This window comes from Micromonospora sp. MH33, from assembly GCF_003013775.1.
Taxonomy (GTDB): Bacteria; Actinomycetota; Actinomycetes; order Mycobacteriales; family Micromonosporaceae; genus Micromonospora; species Micromonospora fulviviridis.
Map to the genome: position 1 here is coordinate 1 of NZ_MUYZ01000041.1, position 23,550 is coordinate 23,550.

Genomic DNA, 23,550 nt, shown 5'->3' on the forward strand with positions numbered 1-23,550 from the left:
CACCGACCCGGGCCGGCGCAGCGCCGCGGTGAGCACCGGGTTGCGCGCCTCCGCCCGCCGGCGGGCCCCGGGGTCGCGTCCGGCCGGCACCGGCAGGTGGTGGGCCACCAGCTCCGGCACGTACGCGAGGTTCCAGCCCGCCGCGGCCAGGTCCATCGCGAGCAGCGCCTCCTCGCCGTACGTGCCGAGTCGCTCGGCGAAGCCGCCGACCTGCCGGTACGCGTCGCGGCGCAGCACCACGGCGCAGGCCAGGAAGCCGAGCACGGTGGGCCCCGGCGCGTCCGGCTCGGCGCCCAGCGGGCCGAGCACGCCCGGCGCCCGGTACGAGTCGTCGTCGGCGAACGCCACGTACGGCGTGCGGGCCAGCCCCACCCCGACGTTGCGGGCCGCCCCGGCGCCCGCGTTGCGGCCCAGCTCCACCACCCGGGCCCGGGGGAACTCCCGGGCCACGGCGGCCGGCGTGCCGTCCTCGGATCCGTTGTCCACCACGATCACCGGGGCGGTGTGCCGGGGCAGCAGGGCGAGGAACTGCTCCCGCCGGTTGCGGGTGGCCACCACGATCGTCACGTCGGTCGTCATGGCCGCCCCGGTACCCCGGCCGGCCGGACTCACGCGTGGCGCGGCGAACGGCGGGAACATCCCCGGCATGGCCGAGGTGACGCTCTTCCTCGCCGGTGACGTGATGACCGGGCGCGGCGTGGACCAGGTCCTGCCCCACCCCGGGTCGCCCGCGCTGCGGGAGGAACTGGTCACCGACGCCCGCCGGTACGTCGCGCTGGCCGAGTCGGTGGCCGGCCCGGTGCCGCGACCGGCCCCGCCGGAGTGGCCGTGGGGCGACGCGCTGCGGATGCTCGACGCGGAACGTCCGGACGCGCGGATCGTCAACCTGGAGACGGCGGTGACCGCCCGCACTGGGCGGCACGGGACGGGCGGCCCGGGGTGGCGTACCTGCCGGAGGTGTCCGCGGCCACGGCCGGCGCGCTCGCCGAGCGGATCGCCGGGACCGTCCGCCCGGCGGACCTGGTGGTGGTCTCGGTGCACTGGGGGAGCAACTGGGGCCACGAGGTGCCGGACGAGCACGTCGAGTTCGCGCACGCGCTGGTCGACGCCGGGGTGCATGTCGTGCACGGGCACTCCTCGCACCATCCCCGCCCGGTCGAGCGCTACCGGGGCCGGCTGATCCTCTACGGCTGCGGCGACCTGATCGACGACTACGAGGGCATCGGCGGGCAGGAGACGTACCGGCCGGAGCTGCGGCTGCTGCACCTGCCCACCCTCGACGCCGCCACCGGCGAGCTGCGGCGGCTGCGCCTCGTCCCGGTCCGGATGCGCCGGATGCGCCTGCAACCCGCCACACCCGCCGAGGCCGGCTGGCTCGCCGATCTCCTCGATGCCCTCGGCCGGCCCTCCGGCACCCGCTTCATCCGCACCCCCGAGGGCGTGCTCACGCTGCGCTGACAGTGGCCCGAGCCACGTTCGCGGCGGTCGGCGGCGGGGCCCGCCCGGCCGGGGCGCACCATAGATACATGACGCATCCCACCCCGGTGTCCGGCGCTCGGTCGGCCGCGCCGTCCGCCGCCGAGCGGGCCTACCAGCACCTCAAGCGGGCCATCCTGGAGCAGGTCTACCCGGGCGGGCTGCTGGTCAGCGAGGGGGAGATCGCCGAGGCGACCGGGGTCTCCCGGACGCCGGTCCGGGAGGCGCTGCTGCGCCTGGAGGCCGAGGGCCTGGTCAAGCTCTACCCCAAGCGCGGGGCGCTGATCCGGCCGGTCTCGGCCCGGGAGATCGCCGACGTCGTAGAGGCCCGCCGCCTGGTCGAGCTGCACGCCGCCGAACAGGTCTGGCCGCGCCGGGCCGCCATCCGCGGCGACCTGGCCCGCTGGCTCGACGAGATGCGCCGGGCGCACGCCGCCGGCGACGTCACCGCGCTGATGGCCGCCGACCGGGCGTTCCACGCCACCGTGGTGGAGGCGGCCGGCAACGAGATCCTGGCCGAGCTGTACCACCGGCTGCGCGACCGGCAGCTGCGGATGGGCGAGGCGAGCTTCCGGCTGTCGCCCGGCTGGGCCGAGGTGGCCCTCACCGAGCACGCCGGCCAGCTCGCCGCCCTCGACGGCGACGACCCGCGGGCCTGGCTCGACGCGGTCGGCGCGCACATCGACAACGCGGCGACCGTGCTGCGGACGCTGCGGTGAGCGGCGCCATCCCAAGGGTCGCCCCGCGCCGCTCCGCAGCCCTGGTCTTCGCGGTCGCCGTCACCGCGTACGTGGCCGCCGTCTTCCACCGCAGCTCGCTCGGCGTCACCGGGGTCGACGCGGCGGACCGATTCCACATCAGCGCCGCCGCGCTGGCCACCTTCAGCGTCGCCCAGCTCGCCGTCTACGCGGCCATGCAGGTCCCCGTCGGGGTGCTGCTCGACCGGTTCGGCTCGCGCCGGCTGCTGCTCGCCGGCGCCGCGCTCATGGTGGCCGGGCAGCTCTGCTTCGCCGTCGCCACCGACGTCCGGCTCGCCGTCGCCGCCCGGGTGCTCGTCGGCCTCGGCGACGCGATGACCTTCATCAGCGTGCTGCGGATCGTCGCGTTCTGGTTCCCCGGCCGGCGCAACCCGCTGCTGGTGCAGCTCACCGGCACCATCGGGCAGCTCGGCGCGGTGCTCGGCGCCGTACCCCTGGTGGCGCTGCTGCACCACGCCGGCTGGACGCCCGCCTTCCTCACCGCGGCGGCGCTCGGCGCGACCGTGCTGCTGCTGGTGCTCGTCGCGGTCCGGGACACCCCGCACGCCGAGCACACCACCGCGCTCGCCCCCGACCTGGCCGCCGTACGCCGGCAGCTCGCCGACGCCTGGGCCCAGCCCGGCACCCGGCTCGGCCTCTGGACGCACTTCGTCACCCAGTTCTCCGGCTCGGTGTTCGCCCTGCTCTGGGGCTACCCGTTCCTGGTGCAGGGGCAGGGCTTCCCGCCCACCGCGGCGGCCGCCCTGCTCACCCTGATGACCGTGGTGACCCTGGTCTGCGGTCCGGTCGTCGCGCACCTGTGCGCCCGGCACCCCTTCCACCGCTCGGCGGTGGTCTTCGCCATCACCGCCGCCACCGCGGCGGTCTGGGCGGTGGTGCTGGCCTGGCCCGGCCGCGCCCCGCACGGGCTGCTGGTGGCCCTCGTGGTGGTCCTCGCGGTCAACGGCCCCGGTTCGGTGATCGGCTTCGATTACGCGCGCACCTTCAACCCGGTGCACCGCATCGGCAGCGCCACCGGCATCGTCAACGTGGGCGGCTTCGTCGCCTCGATCCTGCTGATCCTGGCGGTCGGCGTGGTGCTCGACCTGGCGACCCCGGCCGGCCGGAGCACCCCGCCGCTGTCCGCGTTCCGCTGGGCGTTCGCCGTGCAGTACCTGCTCTGGGCGCTCGGCGCGGTGCAGGTGCTGCGCTACCGCAACGCCGCCCGCCGCCGCTACGCCGCGGATGCCGTGCCGGTGTCCGCCGCCGTGGCCGGTCCGGTCACGTGAACCGGCGCTTGTGGGCCAGCGAGTCCAGCATCAGCGTCAGCCCCGCGGCGACCAGCCAGCTGTCCTTGGCCAGGCCGATGCCGGCCTGCGACGGCTTGAGGCTGTTCGCCTCCCGCATGCCGGGTGTCTTGAGGTAGAGCTGCACCAGGCCGAGCCCGAAGGCGGTCAGCCCGGCGCCGGCCAGCAGCGACGGCACGAACGGGGTGAGCAGCGCGGCGCCGAGTGCCATCTCGGCGCGGGAGAGCAGCTTCGCGAACTGGTCCGGCGGGAACTGCCGCAGCTGGGGGATCGCACCCACCGCCATGCCGTGCATGCCGGCGGCGGACTCGCCCTCCAGAGTCCGCTTGGACAGCCCGGAATTCAGGATGAACGCGCCGATGCTGAGCCGAAGCGGCGCATGGGTCAACTTCATGATCACTCCCGTCGGTGCTGGCGAACCGGGCCCCCGCGTACCCCACGACGCGCCGGATAACCGCCCCTCAACGGTGGGCCGCCGACGATGATCGGCGGTAGGTTCGCCTCGAAGCGAACTGAGGAGGCCACCGTGAGCCAGGAAGTCCGGGGAGTCGTGTCGCGGCGCAGGGGCGCGCCGGTGGAGGTCACCACCATCGTGGTGCCCGACCCGGGGCCGGGCGAGGCGGTGGTCCGCGTCCAGTCCTGCGGGGTGTGCCACACCGACCTGCACTACCGCGAGGGCGGCATCAACGACGACTACCCGTTCCTGCTCGGCCACGAGGCCGCCGGCATCGTGGAGCAGGTGGGGGAGGGGGTCACCGACGTGGCCCCCGGCGACTTCGTGGTGCTCAACTGGCGGGCGGTCTGCGGGCAGTGCCGGGCCTGCCGGCGGGGCCGTCCCTGGTACTGCTTCAACACCCACAACGCGACGCGGAAGATGACGCTGACCGACGGCACCGAACTCGCGCCCGCCCTGGGCATCGGCGCGTTCGCCGAGAAGACCCTGGTGCACGCCGGCCAGTGCACCAAGGTCGACCCGTCGGCCCGGCCCGCCGCCGTCGGCCTGCTCGGCTGCGGGGTGATGGCCGGCCTCGGCGCGGCCATGAACACCGGCGGCGTGACCCGGGGCGACTCGGTGGCCGTGATCGGCTGTGGCGGCGTCGGCGACGCGGCGGTGGCCGGCGCGGCCCTGGCCGGGGCGACCACCATCATCGCGGTGGACACCGACTCCCGGAAGCTCGACTGGGCGCGGAAGTTCGGCGCCACGCACACCGTCAACGCCTCCGACGACGACCCGGTCGAGGCGATCCGCGCCGCCACGGGAGGGTTCGGCGCCGACGTGGTCATCGACGCGGTGGGCCGCCCGGAGACCTGGAAGCAGGCCTTCTACGCCCGCGACCTGGCCGGCACCGTCGTGCTGGTCGGCGTACCCACCCCGGAGATGAGGATCGAACTGCCACTGCTGGACGTCTTCGGCCGGGGCGGCGCCCTCAAGTCCAGCTGGTACGGCGACTGCCTGCCCAGCCGCGACTTCCCGATGCTCACCGAGCTGTACCGGCAGGGCCGCCTCGACCTGGACGCCTTCGTCACCGAGGAGATCGCGCTCGACCAGGTCGAGGAGGCGTTCGCCCGGATGCACCACGGCGACGTGCTCCGGTCGGTGGTGGTCTTCCCGTGACCGCCCGCGTCGACCACGCCGTCACCTCCGGCACCTTCTCCCTCGACGGGCAGACCTTCGACGTCGACAACAACGTCTGGGTGGTCGGCGACGACGCCGAGTGCGTGGTCGTCGACGCGCCGCACGACGTCGCCGCCATCCGCGCCCTGATCGGCGGCCGCCGGGTGGTCGCCGTCCTGGCCACCCACGCCCACGACGACCACGTCCGGGTCGCGCCCGAGCTGGCCCGGGCCACCGGCGCGCCGGTGCTGCTGCACCCGGCCGACCGGGTGCTCTGGGACCTGGTCCACCCGGACACCCCGCCGGACGGCGAGCTCACCGACGGGCAGGCCGTCGAGGTCGGCGGCACCACCCTGCGGGTGCTGTACACCCCCGGCCACAGCCCGGGCGCGTGCAGCCTCTACGCCCCCGACCTGGGCGCGGTCTTCACCGGGGACACCCTCTTCGCCGGCGGTCCCGGCGCCACCGGCCGCTCCTGGAGCGACTTCGGCACGATCATCGAGTCGATCCGGAGCCGGCTGTTCACCCTGCCGCCGCAGACCGTGGTCCACACCGGACACGGCGACGACACCACCATCGCCGCGGAGGCGCCCCACCTCGACGAGTGGATCGCCCGCGGGCACTGAGCCGACCACCCGGCCGGGTCACCGGCCCGGCCGGGCGTCGCCGGCCTCAGCGCTCGCCGTCGAGCACCGGCTTCACATCGAGTACGGGGGTGCCGTCGACCGCCTCCAGGTCGGCCACCCGCAGCCGTACGCCGTCCACGTCGAGCACCCGCACCCGGTGCAGCCCGATCGGGTTGGGCCGGTGCGGCGAGCGGGTGGCGAACACCCCGGTCTCCGGCCGGGACACGTCACCGCGCGGGTGCACCACGAGCACGTCCCGCCGGGCCCGGTCCAACCAGGTCAGCACCAGCACGTCCGCGCCGGGCCGCAGCCCGTCCAGCGCCGGGGCGTACGCCGCGTCGAAGACCAGCCACGCCTCCGGCGCCCCCTCGTCGCCCTGTTTGGGCGCCGCCGCCGGATCGGTCAGCGGCGACTCGACCCGGCCGACCGCGCGCAGCGCCGGTTCCGTTCCCGTCATGGGGCCTCCCGCAGCATGTGCAGCCGGACCGTGGTGCCGGCCGCGGTGGTGTGCACCAGCACCAGGTCGCACAGGGCGTGCACGATGACCAGTCCCCGCCCGCCGATGCCGTCGTGCGCCGGTGCGAGCCGGCCGGCGAGCGGGTCGGCCAGCCAGCCGTCGTCGTGGACCTCGCACACCAGGTGCCGGTCGGTGCACCACGCCTCGACGGTCCCGGCGCCGCCGGCGTGCGCCACGCTGTTCGTAGCCAGCTCGGTGACCGCGATCTGCAGGTCGGCCACCCGGTCGGCGGCCAGCCCGGCGGCAACCGCCTGTTCGGCGACGAACCGCCGGACCTGCGGCAGCGTGTCCAGGTCGTAGCGGAGCACGGCGACCTGCTCGGCGGGGCTGGGCAGCGGCTTGTTGTGCCGTTCGGTGACCGCCGCCGGGGCGTAGCCGGCGATGGGGCGGCACCCGTCGCCGTCGACCAGCAGCGGGTGCGTGCAGCGGGCCTCGGCGAGCACGCCGGGCTCGAGCCGTCCCGCGTCGTACGGGCACAGGATGCTCGCCGCGCGGCCGGCGAAGGCCCAGTTGATCGCGGCCTCGTGCTGGGCGCAGGCCCGGTACTCCTCGGCGGTGCGGCCGGCCCAGATCGGCTCGCCGATGATCCGGACCCGCCGGTCGGGATGCCGGTCGGCGAACGCCTGGAGCACCCACGGGATGATCCGGCCGGGTTGCGCCCGGCCTCGGTCATGTCGGCCCATCCGACGGTGTCGCCGGCCGCGCCGAGCGCCGCGCGGATCAGCGCCAGCTGTGGTCCGGGCGTGGCCACCAGCACCGGATCGCCCGCGGCCAGTCCCGCCCGGACGAACGGCACGGTGACCGCGAGCAGGCTCGCCGCGTCGGTGTAGAAGGCCAGTTCGTGACGGAACTCGGCCGGTGCCGGGCCGGCGGGTGCGCTCATGCCGCGTGCTCCGCCGACACGCCGCCGAGCAGGTGCAGCAGCCGGTGCAGCGCCGGCCGGCACCCGACCAGCCGGATGCCGGTGGCGTTGGCCCGGTCCGCCCGGACCAGCGCGGTGGCGGCGCCCACGTCGGCGAAGCTCAGCTCGGAGACGTCCAGCACCGGCGGTCGTCCCGCCGCCGGCTGATCGGCCGTCACGTGGTGCAGCACCGCGGTGAACGCCTCCCGGTTGCTCCGGTCCACCTGCCCCACCAGCCGCAACCCGGGCGGGTCGGTCGTCCGGTACACCCGCAGCAGCGGCACCCAGGTCCGCGCGGTGCCCGGCCCGGCCGTGCCCGGATGGGCGGCGGCGATGTCGCGCATCCCGTCGGCCGGGAAGATCCGCCGGTCGTACAGGCACAGGCCGGCGACCCGGGCGTCCAGGAAGAGCGGGTTGAGCGCGGTCTCGTACCGGCGCAGGTCGTCCAGGGTCGTGCCGCTGCGCAGCACCCACGTCATGTCACCGCTCAGCCGGATTCCCGGGTAGCCCTCGTGCCGCGCGCGGTCGACCTCGTCGACCACGGTGGCGACCATCGTCTCCGGGGTCGGCCGGCCGCCGGTCGGGTAGACCTCCACGGCCGGCACGATACGCAGCTGGCCGGCCGCCACGGCGGCCTCGGTCGGCACGCCCACGGCGTCGACCCGGGCGCGCACCGCCTGCGGCGGCGAGGTCTCGGTGAAGCAGACGACCTTGTGACCGAGGCGCAGGCCGGTGGCGGCGAAGTGGCCGACGGCGTCGAGAGCCGCACCCTCGTCGTCGTGCGTCCAACAGACGTGGTCGCCAGGGTGGACCTGGTCGACCACGGTCGTAGCAGTCACGGTGCTGGCCTTCCCGGTCGGCGCGTCCCTCACTGTAACGCCGGTGCGGGTTCCGACCGAACCGGCGGCGATCCGCTTGCCGGCGACGGCGTTGCGGGGTTAACCTGGCGAACGACCCGGATGCCGGCGCACCGCGCCACCCGGAGTCCGCTCTCCCCGACGCGGCAGCTCGCCCGGCGCACCTCACCGATCCGGCCGCCAGCACACGTCCCACCGCCCGCACGCCGGCTCTGCCCGCCCGAACCGACACGGACCCCGGCGGGACCGGCCCCCGGCGTCCGTTTTCCGGCATCGCCTCGGCCGGCCCGCACGCAGTTCCTGGCCTCCTGGTGCCGCGAGCCCTCACGGGCGGTGTTCCGTCGCCGTTGCCCACGCGAGGCGGCGAGCTGTTCGGCCCGTGAGCCATCGCCTCTGCCCCGGTGATCGCCCCTGCCCCTGCTGGGCGGCGAGCCGTGCGGGGCCCTGAGCCCGTCGCCCGGCGGATCCGACGGGACGAGCCGCCGGCCTCGAACCATCCCTCCTTCGTCCGTCCCGATCGGGGACCGGACCGGCACCAATCGAAAGGCACTCGATGAACGACACCTCCGCGCCGCTCCCGGTGAGCGGCATCGTCGACACGGTCGACGACCACGCGTTGCTGCGGGTGGACGGCTACCTGCCCTCCGCCGCCGACGCCCACCTCACCGCCGGCCAGCTCCGCCGGTACGGCCTGCGCCGAGGCGACCTGGTCACCGGCGCGGTCGCCACCACACCCAGCAAGGGCCGGCACGCTCCGCTGATCCGGGTCGACACCGTCAACGGAACGACCCCTGAGCAGGCGCGCTACCGCCCGGACTTCCACCGGCTGACGCCGGTCCACCCGTACCAGCGGCTGCGGCTGGAGACCGAGCCGCACATCCTGACCACCCGGGTCATCGACCTGGTGATGCCGATCGGCAAGGGCCAGCGGGCGCTGATCGTCTCGCCGCCGAAGGCGGGTAAGACGATGGTGCTGCAGGCGATCGCGAACGCGATCACCCGCAACAACCCGGAGTGCCACCTGATGGTGGTGCTGGTCGACGAGCGGCCGGAAGAGGTCACCGACATGCAGCGGTCGGTGAAGGGCGAGGTCATCGCGGCCACGTTCGACCGTCCGCCGCAGGACCACACCACGGTGGCGGAGCTGGCGATCGAGCGGGCCAAGCGCCTGGTCGAGCTGGGCCACGACGTGGTCGTGCTGCTGGACTCGCTGACCCGGCTCGGTCGGTCGTACAACCTGGCGGCGCCGGCCAGCGGCCGGATCATGTCGGGTGGTATCGACTCCACCGCGCTCTACCCGCCGAAGCGCTTCCTGGGCGCGGCGCGGAACATCGAGAACGGTGGCTCGCTGACCATCCTCGCCACCGCGCTGGTGGAGACCGGGTCCATGGCCGACACGGTCATCTTCGAGGAGTTCAAGGGCACCGGCAACGCCGAGCTGAAGCTGGACCGGAAGATCGCCGACAAGCGGGTCTTCCCGGCGATCGACATCAACCCCTCCGGCACCCGCAAGGAGGAGGTCCTGCTCGCGCCGGAGGAGCTGGCGATCATCCACAAGCTCCGCAAGGTGCTGCACTCGCTGGACTCGCAGGCGGCGCTCGACCTCCTGCTGGACCGGCTCAAGCAGTCCCGCACGAACATCGAGTTCCTGATGCAGATCGCGAAGTCCACTCCGGGCGAGTGAGCTGAGTACCTGGCGGAGAGGGGCACGGCCTGCGGGCCGTGCCCCTCTCCGCGTACCGGGGGCGGCGAGCGGATGAAGTTTTTCTTCGGTTAAGCCGGAGGGTATTGAAACTTCTGTTCAGTCTCGGGTTGACTGTGGCCCATGCGAATCCGCAGTCGATCCGCCCGTCTCGCCGGCGTCCTGCTGCTGACGCCGCTGCTCACCCTCACCGCTCCGGTCTCGCCCGGTGCGGCGGCGGCCGCGGCCGAGCCGCGTACCCCCGCCGAGGACGCTCCGGCGGCCTCCTCCCGTCCCGACTCCGCGATCGCCCTCGCCAACGACGCCGGCGTGGAGCCGGCCGGCGGCCTGGAGACCGCGAAGACCAGCCGTCCGGTCGCCCCCGGACTCGACCTGACCTCCTTCGACCGGTACGACGCCGACGGCTGGCTGCGGGCCGACGCCCTCACCGCCGACCTCTCCGGCGGCGTCACCGTCGACTACGTCAACTCCGGCGCGGTCACCCGCGACGAGCCGCTGCGCGCGGCGGTGGACCGCTCCCGGGCGGTGGCCGCGGTCAACGGCGACTTCTTCGACATCAACAACTCCGGCGCGGCGCAGGGCATCGGCATCCGCTCCGGCGAACTGGTCCAGTCGCCGGTCGCCGGGCACACCAACGCCGCCGCGATCAGCGCCGAGGGGCTCGGCCGGGTCATCCAGGTCGGCTTCGAGGGCACCGCGGCCCTGCCCGCCGGGCCGGTGTCGCTGACCCAGTTCAACAACATGGTGCAGCGCGACGGCGTCGGTGTCTTCACCCCGCTCTGGGGCTCGTACACCAGGAAACGGGCCGTGGAGGGCGCCGCGCGGGTGGCCGAGGTGACGGTGACCGGCGGCCGGGTCGCGACCGTGGCCGGCACGGCGGGGGAGGGCCCGATCCCGGCCGGGACCACGGTGCTGCTCGGCCGGGAGGCCGGCGCCGACGCCCTCGCCGCGCTGCGCCCCGGCGACCCGGTCGACCTGACCTGGCGGCCGAAGGCGTCCGACGGCAGCAGCCCGCGCGCCGCGGTCGGTGGCGGCAGCGTGCTGGTCCGCGACGGCGTGGTGCAGAGCATCGCCGACCAGAGCCTCGCCCCGCGCACCTCGGTCGGGTTCTCCGCCGACGGCCGCAAGATGATCATGCTGACGGTGGACGGCCGGCAGGTGGACAGCCGGGGCGTCACCCAGACCGAGATGGGCCGGATGATGGTCGAGCTGGGCGCGTGGAGCGCGCTCAACCTCGACGGCGGCGGCTCCTCGACGCTGCTGGCCCGGGAGCCGGGCGCGGCGGCCGTCCAGGTGGAGAACAGTCCCTCCGACGGCAGCGAGCGGCCGGTGCCGAACGGCCTGGCCATCTACGCGCCGCAGGGCAGTGGCCGGCTCACCGGCTACTGGCTGGAGACCGCAAGCGACCCGACCGCCGCGCCGGGCGTCGCCCCGATCCGCGGCGGCCGGCCGGACCGGGTCTTCCCCGGCCTCACCCGCCGGCTCACCGCCGCGGGCTACGACGAGACGTACGGCCCGGCCGCCGGCACGCCGCACTGGCGGGCCAATCCGGCCGCCCAGGGCACCGTGGACGACGGGGTGTTCCGGGCCGGCCGGCCCGGCCGCAGCACCGTCACCGCCTGGCGCGACGAGGCGCGCGGCACGCTCGACCTGACCGTGCTGGGCCCGCTGGAGCGCGTCGACTCCACGGTGGACCGGCTCGGCCTCAACCAGCAGGGCGACACCGGACTGTTCGGCGTGGTCGGCTACGACGCGGAGGGGAACACCGCGCCGATCGAGCCGGCCGACCTGAAACTGGAGTACGACCACGACCTGCTCGCCGTCACCCCCACCGCCAACGGCAACCTCTCCGTCCGGGCGCTCGGCGGCACCGGCGCCGCGCTGGTCACCGTCGGGGTCGGCGCGAAGACCACCGTGCTCCCGGTCACCATCGGGCTCACCGACGTGCCGGTGGCGGGCTTCGACGACGCCGCCTCCTGGAAGTTCAGCCAGGCGCGGGCCAGCGGCGCGGTCGCACCGGCCCCGGGCCACACCGGCACCGGCCTGAAGATGTCGTACGACTTCAGCCAGTCCACCGGCACCCGCGCCGCGTACGCGGACCCGCCGGCCTGGATCGAGGTGCCCGGCCAGCCGCAGGCGTTCGGCATGTGGATCAAGGGCAACGGCACCGGTGAGTGGCCCAGCCTGCACCTGCACGACGCCCAGGACACCCAGTTCGTGCTGCGCGGCCCCTACCTGACCTGGACCGGCTGGCGGTACGTCGAGTTCACCGTCCCGGCGGGCGTGCAGTACCCGGTCCGGGTGCGCCGGTTCTACGTGGCCGAGACCGACCCGGCAAAGCAGTACAAGAGCGAGGTGGTCATCGACGACCTGGTGGCCCGGGTGCCCCCGACGGCGCACGCGCCGGAGGAGCCGAACATCACCGACCGGGTGGTGCTGCGTGACGGCACGGTCGACGGTGCGCCCTGGCGCTTCGCGGTCATGTCCGACGCCCAGTTCGTGGCCGCCAACCCGGACAGCGACCTGGTCGCCCAGGCCCGCCGTACGCTCCGCGAGATCCGCGCGGCGAAGCCGGACTTCCTGGTCATCGACGGGGACTTCGTGGACACCGCGTACCCGGCGGACTTCGCGCTGGCCAAGCGGATCCTGGACGAGGAACTGGGCGGCGAACTGCCGTACTACTACGTGCCCGGCAACCACGAGATCATGGGCGCCCCGATCGGCAACTTCCGGAGCGTGTTCGGGGACACCTCGCGGGTCTTCGACCACCAGGGCACCCGGTTCGTCACCCTGAGCACGGCCACCGGCTCGCTGCGCGGCGGCGGGTTCGACCAGGTGGAGCTGCTGCGGAAGACGCTCGACGCGGCTGCCGCCGACCCGGCGGTCGGCTCGGTCACGGTGCTCTTCCACCACCCGCCCCGCGACCCCAGCCCGGCCAAGGCCAGCCAGCTCGGCGACCGGAAGGAGGCCGCCCTCGTGGAGCAGTGGCTGGCCGACTTCCAGCACCGCACCGGCAAGGGCGCGCTGATGGTGAACGGGCACGTCGGCACGTTCCACGCCGGCCGGGTGGACGGCGTGCCGTACGTGATCAACGGCAACTCGGGCAAGGACCCGTCCACCCCGGCCCAGCTCGGCGGCTTCACCGGCTGGACCGAGTTCGGCGTCGACCCGGTGACCCCGCAGGAGGCCGAGCGGGCCCGCCGGAACCCGCTCGCCGAGGGGCCGCGCTGGATCGCCGCGGAGTTCCACGCCCACGTCGACCGGCTCGCCCTGGCCGCCCCGGCCGAGGTCGCGGTCGGCGCACCGGCCGCCGTCACGGCCACGCTCACCCAGCCCGCCGGCCGCACCGTCCCGGTGGCCGCCCCGGTCAGCGCCGACTGGTCCGGCTCGCCGAACCTGCACATCGGCGCCGCCGGCGGGGTGAAGCCCTGGCACGTGGCCCGGTTCGACCCGGCGACCGGGCAGTTGACCGCGCTGCGCCCCGGCGGGCAGGTGCTGCTCGTGGTCACCGTCAACGGCGTCCGTGCCGAGGCGACGGTGGCCCTCACGGCGGCGGCGGAGGCGCCCGCCGCCTGACCGGCCCGGGGGTGCGGAAGGTGCGTCCGCGCTCCCGGCCGGTGGCGCCGCCGGTGGGCTCCTCGACCTGGGGGAGGGGCCCGCCGGCGGACGGCGTCAGAAGTCGCCCTCGGCCACCTGGAAGACGGTCAGGCCGAGCGACCGCCACATCCGGACCACCTGCTGCCGGTCGTCGAAGACACCGACCACCCGGTACCGGTCCCGGATCTCCCGCTCGTAGATTTCCCGCTTGACCAGGGCGTCCTTTCGGTGGTCCCCGACGGCCCGCAGGTGCAGCGCCAGGTAGGGCACCATGACGTGCCGGGCCAGCCAGGTCTCGGTGTCGCCCCGTGCGGTGGCGTCCCGGCCAGAGCAGAAGACCACCCCGTGCCCGGCCGCGTGCATGGCCCGCACCGCCGCGATCACCGCCTCGTTCGGCGCGTCCTCGCCGACCCGGGTCATGTCGTAGGGGCTGCGCGACACGTTCAGCGCCACCGTGCCGTCGATGTCGACCAGCACGATGTCAGGGCGCTCGGCGGCCTCCCGCTCCACCCGCGCCGGGCCGCCGGTCCGGGCGGTCGGCACCGGCAGCGGCAGCGGGCGGTTCGCCAGGTAGCGCTCGTGCAGCCGGCGGATCGCCGCCTCGCCCACCCGGTCGGCCTCGGGGCGCGCGGCGTCCCGGCGCAGGCACTCCTCCAGCGGCACGTCGGTGAAGTCGTGCACCTCGAACGCCGCGCCGTGCCGGGCGGCCAGCTCGGCCCAGTCCCGCAGCGTGCGCGAGCGCAGGTTGGTGTCGTCCACGCAGACGCTCACCCGGGCCGCCAGCAGCGCCTCCACCTGGGCCCGCTGCGCCCGGCTTACCTGCCCCTCCGCCCACTGGGTGAAGAGCCGCTCGCCGTGCAGCATCCGGCGCAGGTCGTCGCGGTTGACCCGGACCACGCCGGGCTGGAGCCGGCGGGCGAAGGTGGTCTTTCCGGAAGCGGGCAGCCCGCGGGTGGCGATCAGGCGGAACATCCCGTACCTCCCGTTCATCCCTCTGCCGCCTCCACGAATGCCCGCGAGACGCGCGGGAATGCGTACCGGGAGGTCAGCGTTACGCCTGCCGGACCTGGTGTGCGGCCCGCTCGACGGGTCGGCGGAAGCCCATGGCACACTGGTCAATCGGCCACCGGTTCCGGTTCACGCCCGAGCCCGTCGAGACGACGGGAAGCACGACGGCGACCCGGCGACCACCGACGAAAGGACCGAGGCGACATGAAGCCCAACATCCACCCGGAGTACGTGACCACCGAGGTCCGCTGCTCCTGCGGTAACACCTTCACGACCCGCAGCACCGCCAAGGGCGGTTCGATCAGCGTCGAGACCTGCAGCGCCTGCCACCCGTTCTACACCGGCAAGCAGCGCGTCCTGGACACCGCCGGTCGGGTCGCGAAGTTCCAGCAGAAGTACGCCAAGGTTCAGGCCAAGAAGGCCAAGTAGCTCCGTCGACGACGCCCGTGTCCGGCTCCGTGCCGGACACGGGCGTTCGTCCGTTTCCGCCCTTTCCATCCCTCCCCGCCCGGTCGTCGTCGAAGGAGCATCCGCAGCATGAGCAGTGAGCGCCTGGCCGCCCTCCTCGACGAGTACGCCGAGCTGGAGCAGCGGCTGGCCGACCCCGCCATCCACGCCGACCAGGGCACCGCCCGCCGGGTCGGCCGGCGCTACGCGGAGCTGGTCCCGCTGCACAAGGCCGCCGGCGAGCTGGAGCAGGCCCGGGCCGACCTGGCCGCGGCCCGCGAGCTGGCCGCCGAGGACCCGGCCTTCGCCGCCGAGGCGGAGGAGATCGCGGGGTCCCTGCCGGCGCTGGAGGAGAGGCTGGCCGAACTGCTCATCCCGCGCGACCCGCACGACGCCAAGGACGTCATCGTCGAGATCAAGGCCGGCGAGGGTGGCGAGGAGTCGGCGCTGTTCGCCGCCGACCTGCTGCGGATGTACACCCGCTACGCCGAGCGGCACGGCTGGGTCACCGAGGTGATCGACGCGCAGGACTCCGACCTCGGCGGGGTCAAGGACGTCTCCCTGGCGATCAAGACCAAGGGCGTGCCGGAGGGCGGCAACGGGGTCTGGTCCCGGCTCAAGTGGGAGGGCGGCGTGCACCGGGTCCAACGCGTCCCGGTGACCGAGTCGCAGGGCCGGATCCACACCAGCGCGGCCGGCGTGCTGGTGCTGCCCGAGGCCGAGGACGTGGACGTCACCATCGACCCGAACGACCTGCGGATCGACGTGTTCCGCTCGTCCGGGCCGGGCGGCCAGTCGGTCAACACCACCGACTCGGCGGTCCGGATCACCCACGTGCCCACCGGCATCGTGGTCTCCTGCCAGAACGAGAAGTCGCAGCTGCAGAACCGCGAGCAGGCCATGCGCATCCTGCGGGCCCGGCTGCTGGCCGCCGCCCAGGAGCAGGCCGACGCGGCCGCCTCGGACGCCCGCAAGGCGCAGGTGCGCACGGTGGACCGGTCGGAGCGGATCCGCACCTACAACTTCCCGCAGAACCGGATCACCGACCACCGGATCGGCTACACCGCGTACAACCTCGACCTGGCGCTGGCCGGCGAGCTGGACGGGGTGCTCGACGCGCTGGCCGAGGCCGACCGGGCGGCCCGTTTGGCCGGGGAGACGGAACTCAGCCGCCGCTGACCGGCCCGCGCTCAGCAGGCGCGGAGACGGTCCTTGGCGCGCAGCATCTCCCGGTCGGCCAGCTCGAAGGCGGCGCCCAGCGCCTCCCGGACGCTCACCCCGGTGCCCCCGTCGACCTCGGCGAAGCCGATGCTCACCCCGACCGGGGTGCCGGGGACCAGCGACTCCCAGTCCTCGGTGTGGACGGCGGCCTGTATCCGCCGGGCCACCTCGGCCGCCTCCGCCATGCCGGTCTCGGGCAGCACCACGACGAATTCGTCGCCGCCGTAGCGGGACACGAAGTCGCCCCGCCGCATCACCCGGTTGATCACCCCGGCGATCCGTTGCAGCACCAGGTCGCCGGAGTGGTGCCCGTGCCGGGTGTTCACCGCCTTGAACCCGTCGAGGTCGCAGACGCCGATCACCACCCGTTCGCCGCGGGCCACCACCGCGCCGATGTAGCGCTCCAGCCGGCGCCGGTTGGGCAGCCCGGTGAGCGGGTCGGTCAGCGCCTCGCCCTCGTACCGGGCGGCCTCGCGGCGCATCTCCTCGTGGTCGATCCGGGCGGCGATGCCGTCGATGTAGACGTCCCGCAGCCGGTCGCTGCGCTGCGCGGCCAGCCGGAACGCGTGCCGGTCGGCCCGGTGCGCGGCGGCGTGGTCACCGGCCCGGGCCAGCGCCACGCTGCGCAGCCGGGGCGCCTCGGCGGCACCCAGCGTCTCGTCGGAGACCCGGATGGTGTCCAGCCGGGCGACCGCCTCGATGGGGCGGCCCTCGCCGACGGCCAGGCAGACCTGGCCGAGCTGGCGCAGGTCGCGGGCGCGGGCGCTGTCCCCGCCGTGCCCGAGCAGGCTGGCCGGGTCGGCGTCCCCGCCGGAGTCCACCCGGTCGCCGAGCGCCGCCCGACGGGCGGCGGCGTAGCCGTAGGCGGCCAGGCTGCTCGGCCGGAGGTTCCCGGCCCGGCCGCTGCGCAGGAAGCGGCTGAGGTCACCGGCCACGTCGCGGAGCACCCGCAGGCAGCCGTCGCTGTCGCCGTTGTGGTCCAGCGCCACGGCGTTGCGCAGCCGGATGCCGGGCGCGGCGAAGGTCTCCTCGGGGATGCCCGCGGTCAGTCCCACCTGGCGGGCGCGCTCGATCGCGCCGAGCGCGTGGCCGTGGAAGCTCAGGTAGGAGTAGGCCATCGCCAGGTCGTGCCAGCCCCAGGCGGTGTCCCGGTCCGGGTCGTCGTCGGCGCCCAGCGCCCGGGCCGCCCGGACCAGGTGCGTGACGCAGCGGTCCAGCGCACCCTGGTGGTGGGCGGCCAGCGCGGCGAGGGCGTTGAGGTGCCCGTGCAGGTACGGCTCGGCCAGGTCCCGGACGGCGGCGGAGGCCTCCTCGACGGCCCGGGTGAACTCGGCCGTCCGACCGAGATTGATCAGCGCGGACAGGCGCTGCACCAGCGCGTCCGCCCGCGCGCGCGGGTCGTCGGTGGTGCGGATGACCCGGTCCAGCAGCGCGCACGCCTCCGCCGAACGGCTGGCCTCCTGCAACGCCCGGGCGCGCCGGAGGGCGTCAACCTGGTCCTCGACCCGGTCGAGCCAGCCCACTCGCGACCTCCCTGTGTGTGCGTCCGGACGCACCCGCTCGTGAGGTGACCCGCGACGCTTCATGATTATGTCGTGACCTCCCTACCGCAACACCCGTCCGAAGGGTCAGAACGCGAGCGCCCCTCACTGGTGGTCGCCCGGGCGGCGCGGGCACTCGCGGCGGCGGGCGTGGCGGCGCCGCGCGCGGAGGCCGAGCTGCTGGCCGCGTACGTGCTGGAGGTGCCGCGCGGCCGGCTGGCGCTGGCCGACGGCTTCACCCCGGCGCAGTGCGACCGCCTCGACACGCTGGTCGACCGGCGGGTGGCCCGGGAGCCCCTCCAGCACCTCACCGGCACCGCCGGTTTCCGGCATCTGGAACTCGCGGTCGGCCCGGGCGTGTTCGTGCCCCGGCCGGAGACCGAACTGCTCGCGGGCTGGGGGATCGAGCAGGCTCGCCGGTGGCCCGCCCCGTTGGTCGTCGACCTGTGCAGCGGGTCCGGCGCGGTCGCCCTGGCGGTCGCCCAGGAGCTGCCGTCGGCCCGGGTGGTGGCGGTGGAACGGTCACCGGCGGCGCTGGACTGGCTGCGTCGCAACGCCGCCGAGCGGACCGCCGCCGGTGACCGGCCGATCGAGGTGGTCGCCGCCGACGTCACCGACCCGGAGCTCCTCGCCGACCTGGTGGGGCGGGTCGACGTGCTGCTCTGCAACCCGCCGTACGTGCCCCGGTCGGTGGTGGTGCCGCCCGAGGTGGCCGGCCACGACCCGGACGAGGCGGTGTTCGGCGGCGCGGACGGGCTGGACGTGATCCGTCCGGTGGTGGGTCGGGCCGCGGCGCTGCTGCGCCCGGGCGGCGTGGTCGGCGTCGAGCACGACGACACCCACGCCACGGCGGTGCCCGCGCTGCTCGCCGCCGACGGCCGCTACGAGCGGATCGAGGAGCACCATGACCTGGTCGGGCGGCCCCGGTACGCGACCGCGTCCCGCCGGGCGGACGGCCACCACGCCGACCGCGCCCCGGCGTGGCAGACTGGCTCCTCGTGATGCTCTACGACTGTCGGTCGCCCGCCGACCGGGACCGCGGCATCGCCGCTGCGATCGAGGCGGTCAAGAACGGGGAACTCGTCGTCCTGCCGACCGACACGGTCTACGGCATCGGCGCCGACGCCTTCACCCCGTACGCGGTGAAGGCCCTCGCGGACGCCAAGGGTGGCGCCCGGCAGGCGCCGCCGGTGCTGATCGGTTCCCGGCACACCCTCGACGGCCTGGTCTTCTCGCTGCCCCGCTCCGCCCGCGAACTGGTCGAGGCGTTCTGGCCGGGCGCGCTGACCATCGTGGTGGAGCACTCGCCGAGCCTGGCCTGGGACCTGGGCGACTCCAGCGGCACGGTGGCGGTGCGGATGCCGCTGCACCCGGTGGCGCTGGAGGTGCTGCGGGAGACCGGCCCGATGGCGGTGGCCTCGGCCAACAAGGTCGGCCAGCCCGCCGCGCTCACCGCCGAGGAGGCCCGCGACCAGCTCGGCTACGGCGTCCGGGCCTACCTGGAGGCCGGCCCGGCGCCGGACCCGGTGCCGAGCACCATCGTCGACCTGACCGGCGAGGTGCCCCGGGTGCTGCGCCAGGGCGCGGTGAGCCTGGAGAAGCTGCGCGACGTGGTGCCGGACATCCTCGACGAGCGGGGGGTCTGAGTGCCGCCGTTCACCGTCCTGCACGTCTGCATGGGCAACATCTGCCGGTCCCCGATGGCCGAGCGGCTGCTGGTGCTCGCCGTCCGGGAGCGGCTGGGCCGGCTCGGCGTCGACCCGGCCCGTTCGGACGAGCTGGTGCACAGCCACAGCGCCGGCACCGGCGGCTGGCACGCCGGCGAGGAGATGAACCCGCCGGCCGCCCGGCAGGTGACCTCGCGCGGCGGCGCGGTGGACGGGTTCGCCGCCCGCCGGCTCCGCTCCGACCTCATCGACGCCGCCGACCTGGTCCTCACCGCCACCGCCGACCAGCACGAGTACGTGGTGGCGCTGCGCCCGGACGCCGCCGCGCGCACCTTCGTGCTCGGTGAGTTCGGCCGGCTCCTCGGCGGGGTGGACCGGGCCGGGCTGCCCCCCGTGGAGGCCACCCCGGAGGCGGTGTACGCCCGGGGCGTGGCGCTGGTCGAGGCGGCGGACGCGGCCCGGCAGGGCAGCACCGCGCTGCCCACCGACGACCTCGACGATCCCTGGGGTCGGGGCGACCAGTGCTTCAGCCGGGTGGCCGACGAGATCGAGGAGACCGTCCAGCCGCTGGCTGCCGCGCTCCTTCCCTGAGGTTCATCCTTTCTCGCGAACTTCCTGCGCGTTCCGCCGAAGATGGCGGCGAAACCGCCGATTCCGGTCATTCTGGACGGGTCCGTACGGCCGGCTCCTGCGGGGAGAGCTGATGAACCGGGCCCATCTCAACAAGCTGTTCACCGTTCTGCTCGCCGGCGTGCTCGCCGGACTGGCCCTGGCCGCCGCGGCGCTGCCAGCCGCGCTGGTCTTCGGCCTCGGCTTCAAGAACCTGATGCCCTACGCCGCGCTGCCGGAGTCGCTGAAGACGCCGCAGCCGGCCCAGCGCTCCAACCTCTACGCCAGTGACGGCCGCACCCTGATCACCTCCTTCTACGTGGAGGACCGGGTGGACGTGCCGGTCGGCGAGGTGGCGCCGGTGATGCGGCAGGCCATCGTGGCCGCCGAGGACGTCCGGTTCTACCAGCACCACGGCGTCGACGTGCGCGGCGTGGCGCGCGCCTTCACGGCCAACCGGCGGGACGGCACCCGGCAGGGCGCCTCCACGCTGACCATGCAGTACGTCCGCAACGCGCTGGCCGGTGACCCCCGGCTGACCGAGGAGCAGCGGGCCAGGGCCACCGAGATCACCGTCGGCCGCAAGATCCGCGAGATGCGGTACGCGCTGGCCCTGGAGCGCCGGATCAGCAAGGACGAGATCCTCGGGCGCTACCTGAACATCGCCTACTTCGGCGCCGGCGCGTACGGCATCGCGGCGGCCAGCAAGCGGTACTTCTCCACCACGCCGGCCAAGCTCACCCTGGCCCAGTCGGCGCTGCTCGCCGGGCTGGTCCGCTCACCGGACACCGACGACCCGATCAACGGCGACGCCGACTCGGCGCTGGGCCGCCGGGCGTACGTGCTGGACCGGATGGTGGAGACCGGCCAGGTGGCCGAGGCGGACGCCGCCCGGGCCAAGGCCGAACAGCTCAACCTCAAGCCCAGCGCCACCCCGAACGACTGCACCGCGGTGCCCGCCGCGCACAGCGACTGGGGCTTCTTCTGCGACTGGTTCACCCAATGGTGGAACGCCCAGCCCGCGTTCGGCAAGACGGCGGACGAGCGGCAGCGCACCCTGCGCCGGGGTGGCTGGTCGATCGTCTCCTCGCTCGACGCGGACGTGCAGGCCAAGGCCACCGAGCAGGTGCTGCGGATCTATCCGAACACCAACCAGCGGGCCGCGCCGACCGCGGTGGTGCAGCCGGGCACCGGCCGGGTGCTGGCCATGGCCGTGAACCGCAACTACAGCGTGGCACCGAATACGGACGCCCGGCAGAACTACCCGAACACGGTCAACCAGCTGGTCGCCGGCGGCGCGGGCATCGAGGGCTACCAGGCCGGCTCGACCTTCAAGCTCTTCGCCCTGCTGGCCGCGCTGGAGTCCGGGCTGCCGCTGGCCACCGACTTCGACGCCCAGAGCGTCTTCGTCACCGACTACCCGATCGACGGCGGCCCGGCGAGCTGCGGCGGCTACTGGTGCCCGGAGAACGCCAACCCGTCGTGGATGAACGGCCGCCGGACCATGTGGAGCGCCTTCGGCCGGTCGGTGAACACCTACTTCGCCTGGCTGACCGAGCGGGTCGGCGCGGACCGGGTGGTGGAGATGGCCGAGCGGCTCGGCATCGTGTTCCGCTCGCCGGACGACGCGAAGCTGGCCCGGGAGGGCGCGAAGAACTGGGGGGCGTTCACCCTCGGGGTCTCCGCCACCACCCCGCTCGACCTGGCCAACGCGTACGCCACGGTGGCCGCCGAGGGGACCTGGTGCCGGCCCACCCCGGTCGCCTCGATCACCGACCCCAGCGGCCGGAAGATCGCGGCCGGCAACCCGGACTGCCGCCAGGTGCTCGACACCGAGGTGGCCCGGGCGGCGGCCGACGCGGCCCGCTGCCCGGTCGGTGACCAGTCGATGTACCGCCGGTGCGACGGCGGCACCGCCGAGGATCTGGCGCCCGGGCTGCACCGCCCGGTGGCCGGCAAGACCGGCAGCTCGGACCGGAACGCGACGGAGACCGTGGTCGCCTTCACCCCGCAGCTCTCCGTCGCGACCATCGCCGCGAACCCGGACAACCCCCGGGACGCCGTCGGCGGCGGGGTCCAGGTCCGCCAGATCGATGCCGTGGGCCGTCTCCTCGCGTACGCGCTGCGCAACCAGCCCGCCCTCGACTTCGTCCCGCCCAGCCAGACCGTCGCCTTCGAGCGGACCAGCCCGCGCACCGGCGACTGACGCCGGCCGGGGTCAGCGGGGGCCGGGCCGTTCGGCGCCGTGGGCGATGTTGCGGGCCATGCCGCCGAAGACGACGGCGTGGAACGGGGCGACCGAGGCCCAGTACAGGTGGCCGGGGAGGCCGTGGGGGAGGAAGACGGCGCGCTGGACGTAGCGGCTGCGGCCGTCGCCGGCCGGCTCGACGCGCATCTCCAGCCAGGCCCGGCCGGGCAGCCGCATCTCGGCGCGCAGCCGCAGCAGCTCGCCCGGGACGATCTCCTCGACCCGCCAGAAGTCCAGCGCCTCGCCGACCTGGAGGTGGTGCGGGTCGCGCCGGCCCCGGCGCAGCCCCACCCCGCCGACCAGCCGGTCCAGCCAGCCCCGGACGGACCAGGCCAGCGGGAACGAGTACCAGCCGTGCTCGCCGCCGACCCCCTCGACGACCCGCCACAGCGCCGCCGTCGGGGCGTCCACCGCCCGCTCCCGCACGTCGGTGTACGCCGTCCCGCCCGACCACTGCGGATCGCTGGGCAGCGGCTCGGCCGGGGCGTCCGGCCCGCTCGCGGTCGACCACCGGGTCTCCACCTGGCCGTCGCGGACCTTCGCCAGCGCCAGCGCCACCGCCTCGTCGAAGCCGGTCAGCCCACCGGGCGGGTCGGGCACGTACCGGGCGATGTCGTGCTCGCGGGCGACCGCCTCGTGCACCAGGCTCTCCACCAGCGGCCGGGCGATCGAGTTCGGCACCGGCGTCACCCAGCCGACCCAGTAGGAGGAGAGCGACGGGGTCAGCGGCCGGACCGGCAGGATGATCCGCCGGCGCAGCCCGGCGACCCGGGCGTACCGCTGCATCATGTCCTGGAAGGTCAGCACCTCCGGGCCGCCGATGTCGAAGCCCCGGTTCACCTCGGGCGGCAGGCCGGCGCAGCCGACCAGGTACCGCAGCACGTCGCGGACGGCGATCGGCTGGATCCGGTTGCGCACCCAGCGCGGGGTGACCATCGCCGGCAGCCGCTCGGTCAGGTGACGCAGCATCTCGAACGAGGCCGAGCCGGAACCGATGATCACGGCCGCCCGCAGCACCGCCGCCGGCACCCCGCTGGCCAGCAGGATCCGGCCGACCTCCGCGCGGGACCGCAGGTGCGGCGACGGGACCTCCCGGTCCGCCGCCGGCTCCGGCCCGCCCAGGTAGACGATCCGGCGTACGCCAGCGGCGTGGGCCGCCTCGGCGAAGTTCGCCGCGGCCTCCCGGTCGGCCGCCTCGAAGCCGCGCTGGCCGAGCGAGTGCACCAGGTAGTACGCCACCTCCACGCCCTCGAACGCGGCCGGCAGCGTCTCCGGTTTCCGCAGGTCGCCCTCGGCGATCTCGGCCCGGGACGCCCACGGCACGTCGCGCAGCCGTCCCGCCTTGCGGGCCAGGCAGCGGACGGTGTGCCCGTCGGCCAGCAGCCGGGGCGCGAGGCGGCCACCGATGTAACCCGTGGCGCCGGTGACGAGGCATCTCACGGCTTCCAGTCTGCGGCTCCGTAGACTCCTTCGC

At 74.7% G+C, this 23,550-nt stretch carries 20 protein-coding genes and 1 pseudogene; 13 read left to right on the forward strand and 8 right to left on the reverse strand.

Going from position 1 to position 23,550, the window contains the following annotated elements; all coding sequences use genetic code 11:
* Positions 1–579, reverse strand: a 579-nt coding sequence (locus B0E53_RS09605) for a glycosyltransferase (RefSeq protein WP_107075730.1), incomplete at its 3' end; no start/stop codon positions are given.
* 360 nt (positions 580–939) lie between these two features.
* Here B0E53_RS09605 and B0E53_RS39215 point away from each other — a divergent pair.
* The 3 genes from B0E53_RS39215 to B0E53_RS09620 all read left to right on the forward strand — a co-directional run bounded on the left by B0E53_RS39215 (position 940) and on the right by B0E53_RS09620 (position 3,502).
* On the forward strand, positions 940–1,458 hold the full coding sequence (locus B0E53_RS39215) for a CapA family protein (RefSeq protein ID WP_246835318.1): 519 nt from the start codon (positions 940–942) through the stop codon (positions 1,456–1,458).
* Positions 1,459–1,526: 68 nt separating this feature from the next.
* Positions 1,527–2,195, forward strand: coding sequence for a GntR family transcriptional regulator (locus B0E53_RS09615; RefSeq protein ID WP_107075731.1), 669 nt, complete (start codon positions 1,527–1,529; stop codon positions 2,193–2,195).
* Entirely contained in the window at positions 2,192–3,502 is a 1,311-nt protein-coding gene (locus B0E53_RS09620) for an MFS transporter (RefSeq protein WP_246835319.1), read from the forward strand. The genes B0E53_RS09615 and B0E53_RS09620 overlap by 4 nt, the downstream gene beginning before the upstream one ends.
* On the opposite strand, the gene B0E53_RS09625 is transcribed toward B0E53_RS09620, so the two are convergent.
* Positions 3,495–3,914: a hypothetical protein gene (locus tag B0E53_RS09625; RefSeq protein WP_107075733.1), complete on the reverse strand. Its 420-nt coding sequence runs from the start codon at positions 3,912–3,914 to the stop codon at positions 3,495–3,497. The two genes, B0E53_RS09620 and B0E53_RS09625, sit on opposite strands and share 8 nt — an antisense overlap.
* Positions 3,915–4,046: 132 nt before the next feature.
* On the opposite strand from B0E53_RS09625, the gene B0E53_RS09630 reads away from it, so the two are divergent.
* Both B0E53_RS09630 and B0E53_RS09635 read left to right on the forward strand, forming a co-directional pair.
* Positions 4,047–5,135: an S-(hydroxymethyl)mycothiol dehydrogenase gene (locus B0E53_RS09630; protein WP_107075706.1), complete on the forward strand. Its 1,089-nt coding sequence runs from the start codon at positions 4,047–4,049 to the stop codon at positions 5,133–5,135.
* Positions 5,132–5,761, forward strand: a complete 630-nt coding sequence (locus B0E53_RS09635; RefSeq protein WP_107075707.1) for an MBL fold metallo-hydrolase — start codon at positions 5,132–5,134, stop codon at positions 5,759–5,761. The genes B0E53_RS09630 and B0E53_RS09635 overlap by 4 nt, the downstream gene beginning before the upstream one ends.
* Positions 5,762–5,807: 46 nt before the next feature.
* On the opposite strand, the gene tsaA is transcribed toward B0E53_RS09635, so the two are convergent.
* From tsaA to B0E53_RS09650, 3 genes are all read right to left on the reverse strand, one after another.
* Entirely contained in the window at positions 5,808–6,218 is a 411-nt protein-coding gene (tsaA, locus tag B0E53_RS09640; RefSeq protein ID WP_107075708.1) for a tRNA (N6-threonylcarbamoyladenosine(37)-N6)-methyltransferase TrmO, read from the reverse strand.
* Positions 6,215–6,910 (reverse strand): sensor histidine kinase, encoded by a 696-nt coding sequence (locus B0E53_RS40090; RefSeq protein ID WP_210406011.1) that lies wholly within the window; start codon positions 6,908–6,910, stop codon positions 6,215–6,217. Before B0E53_RS40090 ends, tsaA begins: the two co-directional genes overlap by 4 nt.
* 247 nt (positions 6,911–7,157) lie before the next feature.
* Positions 7,158–8,018, reverse strand: a complete 861-nt coding sequence (locus tag B0E53_RS09650) for an MEDS domain-containing protein (RefSeq protein ID WP_146167634.1) — start codon at positions 8,016–8,018, stop codon at positions 7,158–7,160.
* Positions 8,019–8,610: 592 nt separating this feature from the next.
* Here B0E53_RS09650 and rho point away from each other — a divergent pair.
* Together rho and B0E53_RS09660 are read left to right on the forward strand one after the other, a co-directional pair.
* Positions 8,611–9,720: pseudogene (gene rho / locus B0E53_RS09655) on the forward strand (transcription termination factor Rho); the annotation flags it as partial.
* A 141-nt stretch (positions 9,721–9,861) separates the two neighbouring features.
* Positions 9,862–13,314 carry a phosphodiester glycosidase family protein gene (locus B0E53_RS09660; protein WP_107075710.1) on the forward strand — a complete coding sequence of 1,151 codons (3,453 nt, stop codon included), beginning with the start codon at positions 9,862–9,864 and terminating at the stop codon, positions 13,312–13,314.
* Between the two features lie 96 nt (positions 13,315–13,410).
* On the opposite strand, the gene B0E53_RS09665 is transcribed toward B0E53_RS09660, so the two are convergent.
* The gene (locus B0E53_RS09665) at positions 13,411–14,307 is read right to left on the reverse strand and encodes an AAA family ATPase (RefSeq protein ID WP_107075711.1); all 897 of its coding nucleotides are present in this window, start codon (positions 14,305–14,307) and stop codon (positions 13,411–13,413) included.
* Positions 14,308–14,547: 240 nt separating this feature from the next.
* Here B0E53_RS09665 and rpmE point away from each other — a divergent pair, with 240 nt between their 5' ends.
* Positions 14,548–14,772, forward strand: coding sequence for a 50S ribosomal protein L31 (gene rpmE / locus B0E53_RS09675; RefSeq protein ID WP_091262200.1), 225 nt, complete (start codon positions 14,548–14,550; stop codon positions 14,770–14,772).
* A 108-nt stretch (positions 14,773–14,880) separates the two neighbouring features.
* Positions 14,881–15,969 (forward strand): peptide chain release factor 1, encoded by a 1,089-nt coding sequence (gene prfA / locus B0E53_RS09680; RefSeq protein ID WP_107075713.1) that lies wholly within the window; start codon positions 14,881–14,883, stop codon positions 15,967–15,969.
* A gap of 11 nt (positions 15,970–15,980) precedes the next feature.
* Here the strand turns inward: prfA and B0E53_RS09685 are convergent, their stop codons facing one another.
* Positions 15,981–17,534, reverse strand: coding sequence for a GGDEF domain-containing protein (locus B0E53_RS09685; protein WP_107075714.1), 1,554 nt, complete (start codon positions 17,532–17,534; stop codon positions 15,981–15,983).
* Positions 17,535–17,606: 72 nt separating this feature from the next.
* Here B0E53_RS09685 and prmC point away from each other — a divergent pair, with 72 nt between their 5' ends.
* The 4 genes from prmC to B0E53_RS09705 all read left to right on the forward strand — a co-directional run bounded on the left by prmC (position 17,607) and on the right by B0E53_RS09705 (position 22,034).
* Positions 17,607–18,554 (forward strand): peptide chain release factor N(5)-glutamine methyltransferase, encoded by a 948-nt coding sequence (prmC, locus tag B0E53_RS09690; RefSeq protein ID WP_210406012.1) that lies wholly within the window; start codon positions 17,607–17,609, stop codon positions 18,552–18,554.
* Complete coding sequence (locus B0E53_RS09695; RefSeq protein WP_091322297.1) at positions 18,554–19,198, forward strand: L-threonylcarbamoyladenylate synthase; 645 nt, start codon at positions 18,554–18,556, stop codon at positions 19,196–19,198. Before prmC ends, B0E53_RS09695 begins: the two co-directional genes overlap by 1 nt.
* The gene (locus B0E53_RS09700) at positions 19,199–19,810 is read left to right on the forward strand and encodes a phosphotyrosine protein phosphatase (protein ID WP_107075716.1); all 612 of its coding nucleotides are present in this window, start codon (positions 19,199–19,201) and stop codon (positions 19,808–19,810) included.
* 112 nt (positions 19,811–19,922) lie between these two features.
* Positions 19,923–22,034 (forward strand): transglycosylase domain-containing protein, encoded by a 2,112-nt coding sequence (locus B0E53_RS09705; RefSeq protein WP_107075717.1) that lies wholly within the window; start codon positions 19,923–19,925, stop codon positions 22,032–22,034.
* 12 nt (positions 22,035–22,046) lie between these two features.
* Here the strand turns inward: B0E53_RS09705 and B0E53_RS09710 are convergent, their stop codons facing one another.
* Positions 22,047–23,516 (reverse strand): SDR family oxidoreductase, encoded by a 1,470-nt coding sequence (locus tag B0E53_RS09710; RefSeq protein WP_107075718.1) that lies wholly within the window; start codon positions 23,514–23,516, stop codon positions 22,047–22,049.
* Positions 23,517–23,550: the final 34 nt, after the last annotated feature.

Coding starts and splice junctions, on each gene's coding strand:
- B0E53_RS09615 (WP_107075731.1), top strand. CDS start 1,527: ATGACGCATCCCACCCCGGTGTCCGGCGCTCGGTCGGCCGCGCCGTCC.
- B0E53_RS09625 (WP_107075733.1), bottom strand. CDS start 3,914: ATGAAGTTGACCCATGCGCCGCTTCGGCTCAGCATCGGCGCGTTCATC.
- tsaA (WP_107075708.1), bottom strand. CDS start 6,218: ATGACGGGAACGGAACCGGCGCTGCGCGCGGTCGGCCGGGTCGAGTCG.
- B0E53_RS09660 (WP_107075710.1), top strand. CDS start 9,862: ATGCGAATCCGCAGTCGATCCGCCCGTCTCGCCGGCGTCCTGCTGCTG.
- B0E53_RS09665 (WP_107075711.1), bottom strand. CDS start 14,307: ATGTTCCGCCTGATCGCCACCCGCGGGCTGCCCGCTTCCGGAAAGACC.
- rpmE (WP_091262200.1), top strand. CDS start 14,548: ATGAAGCCCAACATCCACCCGGAGTACGTGACCACCGAGGTCCGCTGC.
- prfA (WP_107075713.1), top strand. CDS start 14,881: ATGAGCAGTGAGCGCCTGGCCGCCCTCCTCGACGAGTACGCCGAGCTG.
- B0E53_RS09695 (WP_091322297.1), top strand. CDS start 18,554: ATGCTCTACGACTGTCGGTCGCCCGCCGACCGGGACCGCGGCATCGCC.
- B0E53_RS09705 (WP_107075717.1), top strand. CDS start 19,923: ATGAACCGGGCCCATCTCAACAAGCTGTTCACCGTTCTGCTCGCCGGC.